Source organism: Bacillus sp. AFS012607, from assembly GCF_002558005.1.
GTDB lineage: Bacteria > Bacillota > Bacilli > Bacillales > Bacillaceae_G > Bacillus_A > Bacillus_A thuringiensis_S.
In genome coordinates this window covers 436051-452828 of record NZ_NTVM01000012.1, presented here as the reverse complement: position 1 = coordinate 452828, position 16778 = coordinate 436051, and the positions used below count along the sequence as shown (strand labels likewise).

Genomic DNA, 16778 nt, shown 5'->3' with positions numbered 1-16778 from the left:
AGTGTAATATATGAAACAAAAAGTATTAATTGTTGGTGCAGGTGAAGGCGGGAGCGCACTGCTGAATCTGTTATATAGTTCGAATATATTTCAAATTATAGGGATTATTGATATAAATCCGTTGGCAAAAGGATTACAAATTGCTAAGGAATATGGAATTGCAATTGGAGAAAGTGTAACTCCATTTCTTTCTATGCATATCGATGTAATATTTGATATGACAGGTGAAGATGATGTACATAAAGTTTTATTGGAAAAAAAGAAAAAAGACACTCTTCTTATACCAGGTGATATTGCAAAAATTGTTACAGGATTAGCGCATGAGAAGGAAGGGTTAATTGGGCGGTTAGAGGAACAAACGCAACAAGGAGAATTAATTTTAAATTCTACGCATGACGGCATGATCGTAATTGATCAAGAGGGACAAGTTCGTCTTTTTAATAAAAGTGCAGAGCGTATTATCGGATATAAAAAAGAAGAGGCGATAGGAAAATATATTTTAGAAGTTATTCCGACTAGTAAATTACTTCGCATTATACGTACGAAACAAATAGAAGTAAATTATGAACTAACATTAGAGAATGGAAAGAAAATTATTACAACGCGTATACCGATATTAAAAGAGGGCGGAGAGGTACAAGGGGCATTTGCAATTTTTAAAGATATAACAGAAGTTGTAGATTTAGCGGAAGAAGTTACAGACTTAAAAGAAATTCAAACACTATTAGAGGCGATTATTAACTCATCTGAAGAAGCGATTTCGGTTGTGGATGAAAAAGGAAGAGGTTTAGTCATTAACCCGGCATATACGAAATTAACGGGTTTAACAGAAGAAGATATTATTGGGAAGCCTGCTACAACTGATATTGTAGAAGGCGAAAGTATGCATATGAAAGTACTTCGAACGCGTCGTGCGGTGCGCGGAATACATATGAAGATTGGGCAAAAAAAGCGCGATGTAATTGTAAACGTAGCGCCAGTTATTGTGGATGGAATATTGAAAGGAAGCGTCGGCGTTATCCGTGACGTGTCGGAAATTCAAAAGTTAACAAATGAATTGAATAGAGCGAGGCAAATCATTCGCACATTAGAAGCGAAATATTCTTTTGATGATATTGTCGGAAATTCAGATGAAACAACTGCAGCTATCGAACAGGCGAAGCTAGGAGCGAATACACCGGCAACGGTACTGTTACGCGGTGAATCTGGGACTGGTAAAGAATTGTTTGCCCATGCAATCCATAATGGAAGTAATCGAAAATACAATAAGTTCGTCCGTGTAAACTGTGCGGCCATTTCGGAGACGTTGTTAGAAAGTGAATTATTTGGTTATGAGGAAGGGGCGTTTTCTGGAGCGAAAAGAGGCGGGAAACGTGGGTTCTTTGAGGAAGCGAATAACGGTAGTATTTTTTTAGATGAAATAGGGGAGTTATCTGCAAATACACAAGCGAAACTCCTTCGTGTATTGCAGGAAAAAGAAATTGTAAAAGTTGGTGGAACGAAAGCGATACCTATTAATGTTCGAGTAATTGCAGCGACACATGTGAATTTAGAAAAGGCTATTCTAGAAGGGAAGTTTAGGGAGGATTTATATTATCGATTAAATAAAATTCCAATTCAAATTCCATCTCTTCGTCAACGTAAAGGAGATATACCGAAAATTGCGGACAGGTTGATTCAAAAAATTAATCAAGATTATGGTCGTAATGTAGAAGGGCTCACTGATTCAGCTATTTTATATTTACAATCATACGAATGGCCAGGGAATGTGAGAGAACTTGAAAATATTTTAGGACGAGCGATTATTTTTATGAATTATAACGAGATATATATTGATGTACAACATTTACCACCATTACATAACGAAGAGCAGGTGGAGTCAAAGCAATCTCATTTATTACCTGAATTAGAAGAAAAGCCACTTGAACATTTAGTGACAGAGTTTGAAGGGAATATTATTCATGAATATTTGGAGAGATTTGATGGGAATAAAACACAAACTGCAAAAGCGTTAGGAATTTCCGTACGAAATTTATATTATAAGCTAGAAAAGTATGACCATGCAAAAAATAGCATGCAATAAATTGCGTACTGTGCAATTTATTGCATGGTATACAAAAAGCGACAAAATAAGACAGAATCTTTTGTTATTTTCCAAAGTATTGATTTTACTGCATTTTGAATGCGTTTTCATTATTGGTAAGACCACTTTTAAAAGTTGGCACGGTATTTGCTTTATAAATAGACGAGGGACGACGGAAAGGGTTGATTACAAAATATGAAGTTAGAATACTTAATTGATCAAGCAGCGGGACAGCCTAAAAAAACTGTAGCTGTAGCAGTAGCTGAAGATCATGAAGTAATTGAAGCTGTAGCGAAAGCAATTAAATTACAGCTAGCTCAATTTCGTCTATATGGAAATCAAGAAAAAATAATGGGGATGCTACAAGAACATGGTTTACAAACTTCAGAACATGTTGAAGTGATTGCAGCAATGTCTAATGCAGAGGCTGCAGAACTTTCTGTTAAAGCTGTGAGAAATGGTGAGGCAGACGTGCTTATGAAGGGGAACATCCCAACAGCGAATATTTTGAAGGCTGTGTTAAACAAAGAGTGGGGCCTACGTAAAGGTAGCGTACTTTCACATGTAGCAGCATTTGAAGTTCCAAATTATGATCGTCTTATTTTCGTTACAGATGCAGCGATGAACATCGCACCTGATGTAACACAAAAAGCTGCTATTATACAAAATACTGTAGAAGTTGCCCAGGCAATAGGAATCGACTTGCCAAAAGTGGCACCAATTGCAGCAGTAGAAGTTGTGAATCCAGCGATGCAGGCGACAATTGATGCAGCGATGTTAACACAAATGAATCGCCGCGGACAAATTAAAGATTGTATCGTTGATGGACCACTTGCTTTAGATAATGCAGTATCACAAATTGCAGCAGAGCATAAAGGCATAGTAAGTGATGTAGCAGGTAAGGCAGATATTTTACTCGTCCCAACGATTGAAGCTGGAAATGTGCTATATAAATCACTCGTATACTTTGCGGATGCAAAAGTAGGAGCAATGATTGCTGGCGCAAAAGCACCGATTGTTTTAACATCTCGTGCTGATTCAGCAGAAACAAAAGTATATTCATTAGCATTGGCAGTTGCGACTGCTTCAAAATAAACCAAAAAGGGTAAAACATTAGGGGGAAACGACAATGACATTAGAAATCTTCGAATACTTAGAAAAATATGATTATGAGCAAGTGGTATTTTGTCAAGATAAAGAATCTGGTTTAAAAGCAATTATTGCAATTCATGATACAACACTTGGACCGGCTCTTGGTGGAACAAGAATGTGGACATATGATTCTGAAGAAGCGGCGATTGAAGATGCATTGCGTCTTGCAAAAGGGATGACATACAAAAACGCAGCAGCTGGTTTAAACTTAGGTGGTGCGAAAACAGTAATTATCGGTGATCCTCGTAAAGATAAGAGTGAAGCAATGTTCCGTGCACTAGGACGTTATATCCAAGGACTAAACGGACGATACATTACAGCTGAAGATGTTGGTACAACAGTAGATGATATGGATATTATCCACGAAGAAACTGACTTTGTAACAGGTATCTCACCATCATTCGGTTCTTCTGGTAACCCATCTCCAGTAACTGCATACGGTGTTTATCGTGGTATGAAAGCAGCTGCAAAAGAAGCTTTCGGTACTGACAATTTAGAAGGAAAAGTAATTGCTGTTCAAGGCGTTGGTAACGTAGCATATCATCTATGCAAACATTTACACGCTGAAGGAGCAAAATTAATCGTTACAGATATTAATAAAGAAGCTGTACAACGTGCTGTAGAAGAATTCGGTGCATCAGCAGTTGAACCAAATGAAATTTACGGTGTTGAATGCGATATTTACGCACCATGTGCATTAGGCGCAACAGTTAATGATGAAACTATTCCACAACTTAAAGCAAAAGTAATCGCAGGTTCTGCAAATAACCAATTAAAAGAAGATCGTCACGGTGACATCATTCATGAAATGGGTATTGTATACGCACCAGATTATGTAATTAATGCAGGTGGCGTAATTAACGTAGCAGACGAATTATATGGATACAATAGAGAACGTGCACTAAAACGTGTTGAGTCTATTTATGACACGATTGCAAAAGTAATCGAAATTTCAAAACGCGATGGCATAGCAACTTATGTAGCGGCAGATTGTCTAGCTGAAGAGCGCATTGCAAGCTTGAAAAATTCTCGTAGCACTTACTTACGCAACGGTCACGATATTATTAGCCGTCGCTAATCATTCATATATAACTTTTACAAAAGGTGTGGTTACCTCTTATGAGGTTTCCGCTTCCTTTTGAATTTATTAGTGGAGGTAGCAACATTGTCTGTAAATCGAATTCTTGTTATTAACCCAGGTAGTACATCCACAAAAATTGGTGTTTTTGATAATGAAAGACCCGTTCTAGAAGAAACGATTCGTCATGACGTAGAACAGATTGGAAAATATAAGCGAATTATCGACCAATATGAGTTTCGAAAAGAAACGATTTTAGAAGTTCTACATTCTCATGGTATTAACATTTCAAAATTAAACGCTGTTTGTGGACGTGGTGGATTACTTCGTCCAATCGAAGGCGGTACTTATACAGTAAACGATGCGATGTTAGAAGATTTGAAAAATGGCTTTAGCGGTCATCACGCTTCAAACCTTGGAGGCATTTTGGCATATGAAATTGCTTCTGGATTAAATATCCCTGCATTCATTGTGGATCCTGTCGTTGTAGATGAGATGGAGCCGGTTGCTCGTATAAGTGGCATTGCTGGTATGGAACGCAAAAGTATCTTCCATGCATTAAATCAAAAAGCAGTTGCTCGTAAAGTAGCTGAACAGTTAAATCACAAATACGAGGATTTAAATTTATTAGTTACACATATGGGCGGTGGCATTACAGTTGGTGCTCATAAAAAAGGAAGAGTAGTCGATGTGAATAACGGTTTAAACGGAGAAGGACCATTTAGTCCAGAGCGCGCTGGTACAGTACCAGTAGGGCAACTAGTAGAAATGTGTTTCTCTGGTGAGTATTACCGTGATGAAATGATTAAAAAACTTGTCGGACAAGGTGGACTTGTAAGTTTAATCGGTACAAATGATGCGATTAAAGTAGAGAAAATGGTTGAAAAAGGTGATCCTGAAGCAACTCTTATTTATAAGGCAATGGCATATCAAGTTGCAAAAGAGATTGGCGGAGCTAGCGCTGTACTTCACGGAAAAATCGATGCAATCGTATTAACTGGTGGACTGGCATACAGTAAAATTCTTGTCGATGAAATAAAAGAGCGAGTGGACTGGATTGCAGATGTTATCGTACATCCAGGCGAAGATGAGTTAGAAGCGTTAGCAGAAGGAGCACTTCGTGTGTTACGTGAAGAAGAAGCTCCAAAAGAATACGTTGTACGTGAAAAAGAAACGGTAGCTAGGGGTTGAGATAATGGCAAAAGAATATGATTTAGTCATCGTTGGCGGCGGTACTGGTGGATATGTTGCTGCAATTCGTGCATCACAATTAGGATTAAAAACAGCACTAGTCGAAAAAGAAAATCTTGGTGGTACTTGTTTACACAAAGGATGTATTCCTAGTAAAGCTCTTTTACGTAGTGCGGAAGTATATGCAACTGCTAAAAAAAGCGAAGAGTTCGGAGTTATTGCAAGCAATGTAGAACTAAACTTTGCGAAAGTACAAGAGCGTAAAGAGAAGATTGTAACGCAGCTTCATAAAGGCGTTCAACATTTAATGAAACAAGGTAAAATTGATGTGTTTGAAGGTATTGGTCGTATTCTTGGCCCGTCTATTTTCTCTCCTATGCCAGGGACAATTTCAGTTGAACTTGCAAGTGGAGAAGAGAATGAAATGTTAATTCCAAAAAATGTACTTGTTGCAACAGGTTCTCGTCCAAATTCATTACCAGGTTTAGAATTAGATGGAGAATACGTAATGTCTTCGGATCATGCCCTAAAAATGGAAACGCTTCCTAGTTCGATTATTATCGTTGGTGGCGGTGTAATCGGTATTGAGTGGGCATCTATGCTTGCTGACTTCGGTGTAGAAGTTACAGTATTAGAGTATGCAAAAACGATATTACCACTAGAAGATCAAGACGTTTCAAAAGAAATGCAACGTCTATTCAAGAAAAAAGGTATTAAAGTGGTAACTGGTGCAAAAGTATTACCAGAAACATTGGTAAAAGATAATGGAGTAACAATCCAAGCTGAACATAACGGTGAGAAAAAAGAATTTAAAGCTGAAAAAATGCTTGTATCTGTTGGAAGACAAGCGAATACGCAAAATATTGGCTTAGAGAACACAGATATCGTTGTGGAAAAAGGATACATTCAAACAAATGAGTTTTATCAAACGAAAGAATCGCATATTTACGCAATTGGAGATGTAATCGGTGGTTTGCAACTTGCTCACGTTGCTTCTCATGAAGGAATTGCTGCAGTAGAACATATTGCAGGGAAAGAAGTTACACCAATTGATTACTCTATGGTATCAAAATGCGTATATAGCAGTCCAGAAGTTGCTTCTGTTGGCTTAACAGAACAAGAAGCGAAAGAAAAAGGCTATAAGTTAAAAGTAGGTAAGTTCTCATTCCGCGCAATCGGAAAAGCACTTGTATACGGAGAATCAGATGGTTTCGTAAAACTTGTAGTTGATGAAGAGACAAATGACATTCTTGGTGTTCATATGATTGGACCACATGTAACAGATATGATTTCTGAAGCTGGTCTTGCAAGAGTACTTGATGCAACACCTTGGGAAGTAGCACATACAATTCATCCGCATCCATCATTATCTGAGGCGATTGGTGAAGCAGCACTTGCTGTAGATGGAAGAGCGTTACACGCATAAAAATGTGGATTTAGGAGGTTATGAAAAATGGCAGAAGTAAAAGAAAAGCGCCATGAAGAGCTTGGCTTAAGTGATGAGCAAGTATTAGAAATGTTCCGTACGATGTTACTTGCACGTAAAATCGACGAACGTATGTGGTTATTAAACCGCGCTGGTAAAATTCCATTCGTAATTTCTTGTCAAGGACAAGAGGCTGCACAAGTTGGAGCGGCGTTCGCTCTTGATAGAGAGAAAGATTATGCATTACCATACTATCGTGATATGGGTGTTGTACTAGCATTTGGTATGACAGCTAAAGAGCTTATGTTGTCTGCTTTCGCGAAAGCTGGAGATCCAAACTCTGGTGGTCGTCAAATGCCTGGTCACTTCGGTCAAAAGAAAAATCGTATTGTTACAGGTTCATCTCCAGTAACAACGCAAGTACCACATGCAGTTGGTATTGCACTAGCTGGAAAAATGGAGAAGAAAGATTTAGTAACGTTCGTTACATTTGGAGAAGGTTCTTCAAACCAAGGTGACTTCCATGAAGGGGCAAACTTTGCTGGTGTACACAAACTACCTGTTATTTTTATGTGTGAAAATAACAAATATGCAATCTCTATTCCGGTTGAAAAACAATTAGCATGTAAAAACGTATCAGATCGTGCAATTGGTTATGGTATGCCTGGATATACAATAGACGGAAACGATCCGCTTGCAGTATATAAAGCTGTAAAAGAAGCAGCAGATCGCGGTCGTCGTGGTGAAGGCCCAACTTTAATTGAAACAGTATCATATCGTTTAACAGCACATTCTAGTGACGATGATGATCGTGTTTATCGTGATAAAGAAGAAGTAGAAGAAGCAAAGAAAAAAGATTCAATTATAACATTCGCGGCTTATTTAAAAGAAGCTGGTGTGTTAACTGAGGAATCGGAAAAACAAATGTTAGACGAAATTATGCATATCGTAAATGAAGCAACAGAATATGCAGAAAATGCTCCGTATGCAGCACCTGAAGATGCATTGAAGCACGTATACGCAGAATAGGGGGGAACGTTTCATGGCTGTAATGTCTTATATTGATGCTATTACATTAGCAATGCGCGAAGAAATGGAACGCGATGAGAAAGTATTCGTTTTAGGAGAAGATGTTGGTAAAAAAGGTGGCGTGTTTAAAGCGACACACGGTTTGTATGATCAATTTGGTGAAGATCGTGCGCTTGATGCACCGCTTGCAGAATCTGCAATTGCTGGGGTAGCAATTGGTGCAGCAATGTATGGTATGCGTCCAATCGCTGAAATGCAGTTTGCTGATTTCATCATGCCAGCAGTAAACCAAATTGTTTCTGAGGCAGCAAAAATTCGTTATCGTTCTAATAATGATTGGACTTGTCCAGTTACAATCCGTGCACCATTTGGCGGGGGGGTTCACGGTGCATTGTATCATTCACAATCTGTAGAAGCGATGTTTGCAAACCAACCAGGTTTAAAAATCGTTATCCCTTCTACACCATATGATGCAAAAGGCTTATTAAAAGCAGCCATTCGTGATGAAGATCCAGTATTATTCTTCGAACATAAACGTGCATATCGTTTAATTAAAGGTGAAGTGCCGGAGGATGACTACGTATTACCAATCGGAAAAGCAGATGTAAAACGTGAAGGTGATGATATTACAGTTATCACGTACGGATTATGTGTTCATTTTGCTCTTCAAGCAGCTGAAAAGTTAGCACAAGATGGCATCTCTGCACACATTCTTGATTTACGTACTGTATATCCATTAGATAAAGAAGCAATCATTGAAGCAGCTTCTAAAACAGGTAAAGTTCTTCTTGTAACAGAAGACAATAAAGAAGGAAGCATTATGAGTGAAGTGGCAGCAATTATTGCTGAAAACTGTCTATTTGATTTAGATGCGCCAATCGCACGTCTTGCAGGTCCAGACGTTCCAGCAATGCCATATGCACCAACAATGGAAAAATTCTTTATGGTAAATCCAGATAAAGTTGAAAAAGCAATGCGTGAACTTGCGGAATTTTAATCGGGGGGACTATACATGGCTGTAGAAAATATTACAATGCCTCAGCTCGGGGAGAGCGTTACAGAGGGCACAATTAGTAAATGGCTCGTTAATGTTGGCGATCACGTAAACAAGTATGATCCGCTTGCAGAAGTAATGACTGATAAAGTAAATGCTGAAGTACCATCTTCTTTCACTGGTATTGTGAAAGAGTTAATCGCTGGTGAAGGTGATACGTTAGCTGTAGGTGAAGTAGTTTGTGTGATTCAAGTAGAAGGCGCAGACGAAGTAGCAGCAACAGCTGTTGAGGAAAAAACGAAAGAAGAACCAAAGGCAGCAGCAATTACGCCTGAAAAAGCACCGAAAGTAAAACAACCAACTGATGGAAAACCACGTTTTTCACCAGCTGTGTTAAAACTTGCGGGTGAGCATAACGTTGATTTAGATTTAGTAGAGGGTACGGGAGCAAACGGCCGTATCACTCGTAAAGATATTTTAAAGCTAGTGGAATCTGGAAATATTCCACAAGCAGGTGCGAAGAAAGAGGAAGCTGTAGCGGTAGTAGTAGAAGCTCGCCCAGAAGCACCAAAAGCAGCACCAGTAGCGCAAAAAGTAGAAGCTGCGAAACCAGTTTCTGTACCTACAATGCCTGGAGATATCGAAATTCCAGTAACAGGTGTGCGTAAAGCAATCGCAGCAAACATGTTACGCAGTAAACACGAAGCACCACACGCTTGGATGATGATTGAAGTAGATGTGACAAACCTTGTGTCATACCGTAACTCAATTAAAGGTGACTTTAAGAAGCGTGAAGGCTTTAACTTAACGTTCTTTGCTTTCTTCGTAAAAGCAGTGGCACAAGCGTTAAAAGAGTATCCTCAAATTAATTCAATGTGGGCTGGCGATAAAATTGTTCAGAAGAAAGATATTAACCTTTCTATCGCTGTTGCAACAGAGGAAGAATTATTTGTACCAGTAATTAAGCAAGCGGACGAGAAAACAATTAAAGGTATCGCTCGTGAAATTACAGAACTTGCAGGAAAAGTACGCACGAAATCGCTAAAAGCAGACGAAATGCAAGGTGGAACATTTACAATTAATAACACAGGATCATTCGGTTCTGTTCAATCTATGGGTATTATTAATTACCCACAAGCGGCTATTTTACAAGTTGAATCAATTGTAAAACGCCCAGTAATTATGGATAATGGTATGTTCGGTGCTCGTGACATGGTTAACTTATGTTTATCACTTGATCACCGCGTACTTGATGGTTTAATCTGTGGTAAGTTCTTAGGACGTGTTAAAGAAATTTTAGAAAACATGTCAGAAAACAATACATCTGTATATTAATAAAAAGCTCGCTTATGCGAGCTTTTTATCGTCTTATTTCTTCATCTACATCCTACTATATGTATAAATACCTTTCCCAGTAATCTTACAATAAACGATTATGTATTAGGAATTTACGAAAATACATTGCTGATATATGGTATATGGATATAAAATAAGAAAAGAATAATTTTTTTGGCAAATCTTACTGATGAAACTGTAGTATAATATATTGTATTGTATGAAAAAGAGAGTTATTCTATATAAGTGTTTTATAGATAATGTGTAATCAGTCGTCAAAACATGAAGAATGTTGACTCCTGGTTTTTTATTTTGCTGTAACAATGTTTCAGGAGGATGTCATGAAAAGAAGTACCGAGTTTCTAAAAAGTTTAGATGTAAAATTAATTTTAATTTTGTGTGCACTATGTGTGACGAGTATAGCTGCTATATATAGCAGTCAGCAAACGGGACAGTATGGAGCTGCAAACTTTGCTATGAAGCAGGGGATTAACTACATAATTGGGGTTGTATTGTTACTTCTTATTGCTAGCATTGACTTAGATCAGTTGCAAAAATTGTCTTGGCCGCTTTATATTGCTGGGTTTGCTTCACTTATTCTTTTGAAAGTATTACCACCATCAGGTTTTACACCTGAAAAATTAGGTGCAAAAAGATGGTTTGTTTTCCCAGTATTTGGACAAATTCAGCCGTCTGAGTTTTTCAAAATTGCATTGCTTCTTGTAGTAGCGAGTATAGCAGTGAAACATAATGCACAGTATATGGCAAGGACATTCCAAACAGATTTAAAGCTAGTAGGTAAAATTATGCTAGTGTCACTTCCGCCTATGGCGGTTGTATATAGTCAACCGGATACAGGTATGGTGTTCTTATATGCTGCTGCAATTGCATGTATTTTATTTATGTCAGGTATACAAAAGAAATTGATAGCATTATGTACAGTTATTCCGTTGACCATATTATCTGCTTTAATATTTATTTTCTTTAAGTATCAAGATTTTTTCTATAATAATTTAGTTACTTTACTAAAACCTCACCAACAGTCGCGTATTGTAGGTTGGTTAAATCCATTTGAAAATGCAGATCAAGGTTACCAAACGCAACAATCGATTTTAGCTGTAGGTAGTGGAGGAATGGAAGGTAAAGGGTTTGGGGGAGGAAGCGTCTATATCCCAGAGAAGCATACTGACTTTATTTTCGCTACAATTGCCGAAGAAGGTGGGTTTATCGTAGCAGCGTTAGTTGTCTTCTTGTTCCTATTACTACTATATCGAACAATTATTATTGGTTATTCCGCTGATAATTTATTTGGTACATTATTATGCGCTGGATCGATTGGTATATTAACAGTTCAAATATTCCAAAACATCGGTATGATCGTTGGATTAATGCCTGTAAAAGGTATTGCATTACCTTTCTTATCGTATGGGGGAAGTTCCTTATTCTCGAATATGATTATGATGGGGCTCATACTATCGGTACGGAAAACTTATAAAAAATATATGTTTTCAGTTAAGTAAAAAAAGCTGGTTCGTTTTTAAACGAATCAGCTTTTTTACATATATGCTCATAAACGTTGCAAACTAAAACAGGATAGCAGTTTGAGACGGGTAAGGAGTGCAAATTGATGCATATGCATATTTTTGAAGGAGCACGGCATCTTTCTAATAGTGAATGGGTTATTCGGGCTATTATAGCATACATATTTTTAATATTAGTTGCGAAAGCGATGGGGCAAAGGTCTATCGCACAACTTCGTTTTTTAGATGTTGTATTAGTGTTATTGCTTGGTGGGAATATTTCTAACGCATTGTCTGATGAAAAAGTAGGGTTACTGGGCTCGATGATTACAACGTTCATACTTGTTGTACTTCATATTATAAGCTCAGTTTTAATGCTGAAATGGGATAGATGGAGACGCTTTTTAGAGCCAGCACCTATCATTCTTATACACAATGGTTCCATTGATTTTAGCAATTTGAAAAAGGCGAGAATTACGGCGGAATATTTATTTTCGGAACTTCGCATGCGAAATGTGAGCGATATTCAAACGGTTAAATTAGCATTATGGGAAGCGAGTGGCGTTGTTTCTATATTTCAGTATCCAGAATATGAAGCAGCTTCACGGCGGGATCTAAAAGTGGCGGGGAGAAGGTCTCCAGTTTCTTTCATTTTAGTGAAAAATGGAAGGATTCAACAGGACGTTCTCGCTTTAATAGGAAAAACAGAAGAGTGGGCAAAAGAGTTTTTAGAGAAGAGTGCGGAAATTGAATCCATTATGTTAGCTACAGTAGATGAATCACATAAAATAAATATTTTGTTAAAAAAATGAAAAATATACGCATTTTGTCGTTTTGTACATATGATACAATAGTGTGGACAACGAAAAAGGAGGCGATACGGTGGGATATGTAGAAGAATTACGAAAAATAGTTGGTCATCGCCCTTTAATTTTAGTTGGTGCTGTTGTACTCGTTATAAATGAAAATGGTTATGTTTTATTGCAGCAGCGGACAGAGCCGTACGGAAAATGGGGGCTACCTGGCGGACTAATGGAGCTTAGTGAATCACCAGAAGAAACAGCTTATCGTGAAGTATATGAAGAGACAGGAATAAAAGTGAAGAACTTGCGACTAATCAATGTATTTTCTGGAGCGAACTACTTTACAAAATTAGCAAACGGTGATGAATTTCAATCTGTAACAACCGCCTATTATACGGATGAATACGAAGGGGATTTTGTTATGAATAAAGAAGAAGCAGTTCAGCTTAAATTCTTTTCAGTAACAGAACTACCTGACTATATTGTAGGATCGCATAAAAAAATAATTGCTGAATATATGAATATTATGGAAAAAAAGATATAATAAAAGTGAAAGAAATACAAAAACACAGCTCTGGTTGGTAGTCCAGACGCATGATTTCATGTCAGTAACCTTCCCCTCCGGGATGTCCCGTATTTCTAATTTTTTAAAGGAGGGGCTGTCAATGGAGTTGACAGTATATCATGATGGCCAATTTTTTGTTGGAATTATTACATGCAAAGAACAAGGGAAATTGTATGGAGCGAGGTATATTTTTGGAGCGGAACCGTCAGATGAAGAAGTGCTTATGTTTGTGAATGGTTCACTTTTAGAGCATTTTCAGCATTTTGCAAAATGTGGTGTAGAAGTTAAAGAAAAACAGCGTCCTAAAAATATAAAGCGTATCATACGACAAACAGCAAAAGAAACAAATGTTAAACGTTTTACTAAGGCGCAAGAGGCGATTAGTTTATCTTATGAATTGCATAAACAAGAAAAGAAAGTGCAGTCTAAGGAGAAGCGAGAAGCTGAAAAAGAAAGAAGACGTTTAATTAAAGTACAAAAAGCAAAGCAAAAACATCGTGGTCATTAAAGAAAAGGTGTTAGAGCAAGTGCTCTAACACCTTTTCTATACTTAAATACAAGTAAACTTACTTGTATTTCATAAACATTAACTGGTAAGATACAAATAGGTAGTTTTAGAGGAGGGAAAAGAGTGATTAATTTTAACTTTTTTATGAATGATGTTGTCCGCCAAGCGCGTGAAGAGATTGTCTCTGCTGGATATACAGAATTGACGACGCCGGAAGCGGTAGAAGAAGCGTTTAAAAGAAATGGAACAACACTTGTAATGGTAAACTCTGTATGTGGTTGTGCAGGTGGTATCGCTCGTCCTGCTGCTGCGCATTCCGTACATTATGATAAACGTCCTAACCACCTTGTAACGGTGTTTGCAGGTCAAGATAAAGAAGCGACAGCAAGAGCGCGTGAATATTTCGAAGGGTACCCACCTTCTTCTCCATCATTTGCTTTATTAAAAGATGGAAAAATTGTAACGATGGTAGAGCGTCATGAAATTGAAGGTCATGAACCGATGCAAGTTATTGCAAAACTACAATCGTATTTCGAAGAGAATTGTGAAGAACTATAAAAAATAATAAAAAAGGCGGCACGTCCACAATCAAGTGGATGTGCCGCCTTTTTTATTTATTATTTTAATTTCTGAGATATGCATAGTTATGTTATTTTATGCATTATTTTATACACGACAAAAAGCGTTTGTATTGTTATTTTATTTATTTTTATTTTATATATTGCATAAAAATAAAAGTGCTGATACAATACAAACATCGAATAAATATTCTATTAAACTTTTAAATATACATTATTAGGGGGAAGAAAGATGAAGAAGTTATTATCAATATCGTTTGCACTTATTTTAATTGTAAGTATATTCAGCGCTTGTAGTAATGGGGAATCGAAAGAAACAAAAGGAAATAAGAAAGTACTCGTAATGGGGACTTCAGCAGATTATAAACCATATGAATACGTGGAAGCTTCAAAAAGTGATGAAATTATTGGTTTTGATGTTGATGTTGCTAAATATATCGGAAAAGAACTTGGGTATGAAGTGAAAGTGAAAGATATGGACTTTGGTGGTTTATTAGCATCTCTTAGTTCAGGAAAAGTTGATTTCGTAATGGCAGGTATGACGCCAACTGCAGAGCGTAAAAATAATGTTGATTTTACAGATATTTATTTTGTTGCGAAAAATATGGTCGTTTCTAAAAAGGATTCTAATATTAAATCTGTAGAGGATTTAAAAGGGAAAAAAGTAGGAGTACAAACAGGATCTATTCAAGAAGAGAAAGCAGCAGAATTTAAAAAACAAGTAGATTTCCAAGTTGAGGGACGTGACCGTATACCAGAAATCGTACAAGAAATTAAAGCTGGTCGTTTTGACGCTGCAATTATAGAAGACACAGTTGCTAAAAATTATTTAGAGAAAATGAAAGATTTAAAAGGAATTGAAATTAAAGAAGCGCCAGAAGAAGTTGGCGCAGCAATTGCCCTTCCGAAAAATAGTGATAAAACAGCTGAATTTAATAAAGTAATTAAAAAAATGCAAGAAAATGGAGAAATGGATAAATTAGTGAAGAAATGGTTTGGCAGCGAAAAATAAGCTGCCTTTCACTTTTCTTTGAGGGGAATGAAAAGGATGAACTTAGATTTTTCGGCGATTACGCCTTCGATACCATATATACTAAAAGGTTTAGAAGTTACTTTGAAAATTGTAGCAGTATCAGCTTTAGCAGGATTTATTTTAGGAACATTATTAGCACTTTGTAAAATTGCTAGAATACGAGCGTTAAATATAGCAGCAGATTTTTATACATCAATTTTTCGTGGTACACCACTTGTATTGCAATTAATGATTATTTATTTCGGCGTCCCGCAAATAATTGGTTATGAAATACCAGCATTCTTAGCAGCTGTACTTGCATTTAGCTTGAATTCAGGTGCATACATGTCAGAAGTGATTCGTGCTGGTATTCAAGCAGTTGATAAAGGACAAACAGAAGCAGCGATGGCTTTAGGGATACCGTACGGAAAAATGATGAGAAATATTATTTTCCCTCAAGCATTAAAAAATATATTACCAGCTCTTGTGAACGAATTTGCGACACTTACGAAAGAATCGGCTGTAGTAACAGTAATAGGCGCGACTGATTTAATGCGTCGTGCTTACATCGTAGGCGGTGAGACATTTAAATATCTTGAACCATTACTTTTTGTTGGACTCATTTATTATATGTTAGTCATTATTCTTACATTAGTCGGGAAGGCAATTGAAGGGAGAATGAAGAAAAGTGATTAAAATTGAAAACCTTCATAAATCATTTGGTAAAAACGAAGTATTAAAAGGAATTACAACAACGATTGAAAAAGGGGAAGTAGTTGCAATTATAGGACCTTCTGGATCAGGAAAATCAACATTTTTACGTTGTATGAATATGTTAGAAGCACCAACGGATGGTCACATTTGGATTGGAACGGAAGAAGTAACGAATTCGAAAACGAATGTTATGCATGTTCGTGAAAATGTCGGTATGGTATTTCAGCATTTTCACTTATTTCCTCATATGACTGTATTAGAAAATATTACGTATGCTCCTATCAATGTAAAAGGGGTAACGAAGCAAGAAGCTGAAAAGAAAGCGGAGAAACTTTTAGAAAAGGTTGAATTAGTAGATAAAAAAGATACGTATCCGAATCGTCTTTCGGGAGGACAAAAGCAACGTGTAGCAATTGCAAGAGCGTTAGCGATGGAACCGGAAGTTATGTTATTTGATGAACCGACATCGGCGCTAGATCCAGAGATGGTGAAAGAAGTGTTAGAAGTTATGAAATCGTTAGTTACGACAGGAATGACGATGGCTATCGTTACACATGAAATGGGCTTTGCAAAAGAAGTGGCAGATCGTGTTCTTTTCTTGGACGGAGGAAAGCTTGTAGAAGATAGTGTGCCAGAAGAATTTTTTGCAGCGCCGAAAAGTGAACGTGCGCAACAATTTTTACAAAAAATATTGTAATATGAAAAGGTTATGTGAATAATAAGTAGAAAAGGATGACATTGTGTCATCCTTTTTTTATACTAACTGTAAATACGTTTATACATATAGGAG

At 37.1% G+C, this 16778-nt stretch carries 16 protein-coding genes; all 16 read left to right on the top strand.

Features of this window, described 5'->3' with window-relative positions; all coding sequences use genetic code 11:
- Positions 1-10: 10 nt before the first annotated feature.
- The 16 genes from CN409_RS15760 to CN409_RS15670 all read left to right on the top strand — a co-directional run bounded on the left by CN409_RS15760 (position 11) and on the right by CN409_RS15670 (position 16685).
- Complete coding sequence (locus CN409_RS15760) at positions 11-2083, top strand: sigma-54 interaction domain-containing protein (protein WP_000810981.1); 2073 nt, start codon at positions 11-13, stop codon at positions 2081-2083.
- A gap of 195 nt (positions 2084-2278) precedes the next feature.
- Entirely contained in the window at positions 2279-3178 is a 900-nt protein-coding gene (yqiS, locus tag CN409_RS15750; protein ID WP_000764673.1) for a phosphate butyryltransferase, read from the top strand.
- Between the two features lie 34 nt (positions 3179-3212).
- Complete coding sequence (locus CN409_RS15745) at positions 3213-4313, top strand: leucine dehydrogenase (protein WP_086390494.1); 1101 nt, start codon at positions 3213-3215, stop codon at positions 4311-4313.
- 87 nt (positions 4314-4400) lie between these two features.
- Positions 4401-5504 carry a butyrate kinase gene (gene buk, locus CN409_RS15740; RefSeq protein WP_000115782.1) on the top strand — a complete coding sequence of 368 codons (1104 nt, stop codon included), beginning with the start codon at positions 4401-4403 and terminating at the stop codon, positions 5502-5504.
- 4 nt (positions 5505-5508) lie between these two features.
- Complete coding sequence (gene lpdA, locus CN409_RS15735; RefSeq protein ID WP_086390495.1) at positions 5509-6930, top strand: dihydrolipoyl dehydrogenase; 1422 nt, start codon at positions 5509-5511, stop codon at positions 6928-6930.
- 27 nt (positions 6931-6957) lie between these two features.
- Positions 6958-7959 carry a 3-methyl-2-oxobutanoate dehydrogenase subunit alpha gene (gene bfmBAA / locus CN409_RS15730; RefSeq protein WP_000852551.1) on the top strand — a complete coding sequence of 334 codons (1002 nt, stop codon included), beginning with the start codon at positions 6958-6960 and terminating at the stop codon, positions 7957-7959.
- Positions 7960-7972: 13 nt separating this feature from the next.
- Positions 7973-8956 carry a 3-methyl-2-oxobutanoate dehydrogenase subunit beta gene (gene bfmBAB / locus CN409_RS15725; RefSeq protein WP_000290071.1) on the top strand — a complete coding sequence of 328 codons (984 nt, stop codon included), beginning with the start codon at positions 7973-7975 and terminating at the stop codon, positions 8954-8956.
- A gap of 15 nt (positions 8957-8971) precedes the next feature.
- Positions 8972-10288: a dihydrolipoamide acetyltransferase family protein gene (locus tag CN409_RS15720; protein ID WP_000257646.1), complete on the top strand. Its 1317-nt coding sequence runs from the start codon at positions 8972-8974 to the stop codon at positions 10286-10288.
- A gap of 341 nt (positions 10289-10629) precedes the next feature.
- On the top strand, positions 10630-11808 hold the full coding sequence (locus tag CN409_RS15710) for an FtsW/RodA/SpoVE family cell cycle protein (RefSeq protein ID WP_000831177.1): 1179 nt from the start codon (positions 10630-10632) through the stop codon (positions 11806-11808).
- Positions 11809-11915: 107 nt separating this feature from the next.
- Positions 11916-12620, top strand: a complete 705-nt coding sequence (locus tag CN409_RS15705) for a DUF421 domain-containing protein (protein ID WP_000550956.1) — start codon at positions 11916-11918, stop codon at positions 12618-12620.
- A gap of 70 nt (positions 12621-12690) precedes the next feature.
- Positions 12691-13155: an NUDIX hydrolase gene (locus CN409_RS15700; protein WP_097981594.1), complete on the top strand. Its 465-nt coding sequence runs from the start codon at positions 12691-12693 to the stop codon at positions 13153-13155.
- 121 nt (positions 13156-13276) lie between these two features.
- Positions 13277-13684, top strand: a complete 408-nt coding sequence (locus CN409_RS15695) for a YjdF family protein (RefSeq protein ID WP_000424202.1) — start codon at positions 13277-13279, stop codon at positions 13682-13684.
- 144 nt (positions 13685-13828) lie between these two features.
- Positions 13829-14242, top strand: coding sequence for a BrxA/BrxB family bacilliredoxin (locus CN409_RS15690; RefSeq protein WP_001979317.1), 414 nt, complete (start codon positions 13829-13831; stop codon positions 14240-14242).
- A gap of 252 nt (positions 14243-14494) precedes the next feature.
- Complete coding sequence (locus CN409_RS15680; protein WP_000735462.1) at positions 14495-15274, top strand: transporter substrate-binding domain-containing protein; 780 nt, start codon at positions 14495-14497, stop codon at positions 15272-15274.
- Between the two features lie 36 nt (positions 15275-15310).
- Positions 15311-15970 (top strand): amino acid ABC transporter permease, encoded by a 660-nt coding sequence (locus tag CN409_RS15675; protein WP_001046915.1) that lies wholly within the window; start codon positions 15311-15313, stop codon positions 15968-15970.
- Positions 15963-16685 carry an amino acid ABC transporter ATP-binding protein gene (locus CN409_RS15670; RefSeq protein WP_097981597.1) on the top strand — a complete coding sequence of 241 codons (723 nt, stop codon included), beginning with the start codon at positions 15963-15965 and terminating at the stop codon, positions 16683-16685. The genes CN409_RS15675 and CN409_RS15670 overlap by 8 nt, the downstream gene beginning before the upstream one ends.
- Positions 16686-16778: the final 93 nt, after the last annotated feature.

Bases quoted from the DNA above. Each gene is read 5' to 3' on its own strand.
- CN409_RS15760 (WP_000810981.1), top strand. From the start codon at position 11: ATGAAACAAAAAGTATTAATTGTTGGTGCAGGTGAAGGCGGGAGCGCA.
- yqiS (WP_000764673.1), top strand. From the start codon at position 2,279: ATGAAGTTAGAATACTTAATTGATCAAGCAGCGGGACAGCCTAAAAAA.
- CN409_RS15745 (WP_086390494.1), top strand. From the start codon at position 3,213: ATGACATTAGAAATCTTCGAATACTTAGAAAAATATGATTATGAGCAA.
- lpdA (WP_086390495.1), top strand. From the start codon at position 5,509: ATGGCAAAAGAATATGATTTAGTCATCGTTGGCGGCGGTACTGGTGGA.
- bfmBAA (WP_000852551.1), top strand. From the start codon at position 6,958: ATGGCAGAAGTAAAAGAAAAGCGCCATGAAGAGCTTGGCTTAAGTGAT.
- bfmBAB (WP_000290071.1), top strand. From the start codon at position 7,973: ATGGCTGTAATGTCTTATATTGATGCTATTACATTAGCAATGCGCGAA.
- CN409_RS15720 (WP_000257646.1), top strand. From the start codon at position 8,972: ATGGCTGTAGAAAATATTACAATGCCTCAGCTCGGGGAGAGCGTTACA.
- CN409_RS15710 (WP_000831177.1), top strand. From the start codon at position 10,630: ATGAAAAGAAGTACCGAGTTTCTAAAAAGTTTAGATGTAAAATTAATT.
- CN409_RS15705 (WP_000550956.1), top strand. From the start codon at position 11,916: ATGCATATGCATATTTTTGAAGGAGCACGGCATCTTTCTAATAGTGAA.
- CN409_RS15695 (WP_000424202.1), top strand. From the start codon at position 13,277: ATGGAGTTGACAGTATATCATGATGGCCAATTTTTTGTTGGAATTATT.
- CN409_RS15690 (WP_001979317.1), top strand. From the start codon at position 13,829: ATGAATGATGTTGTCCGCCAAGCGCGTGAAGAGATTGTCTCTGCTGGA.
- CN409_RS15680 (WP_000735462.1), top strand. From the start codon at position 14,495: ATGAAGAAGTTATTATCAATATCGTTTGCACTTATTTTAATTGTAAGT.
- CN409_RS15675 (WP_001046915.1), top strand. From the start codon at position 15,311: ATGAACTTAGATTTTTCGGCGATTACGCCTTCGATACCATATATACTA.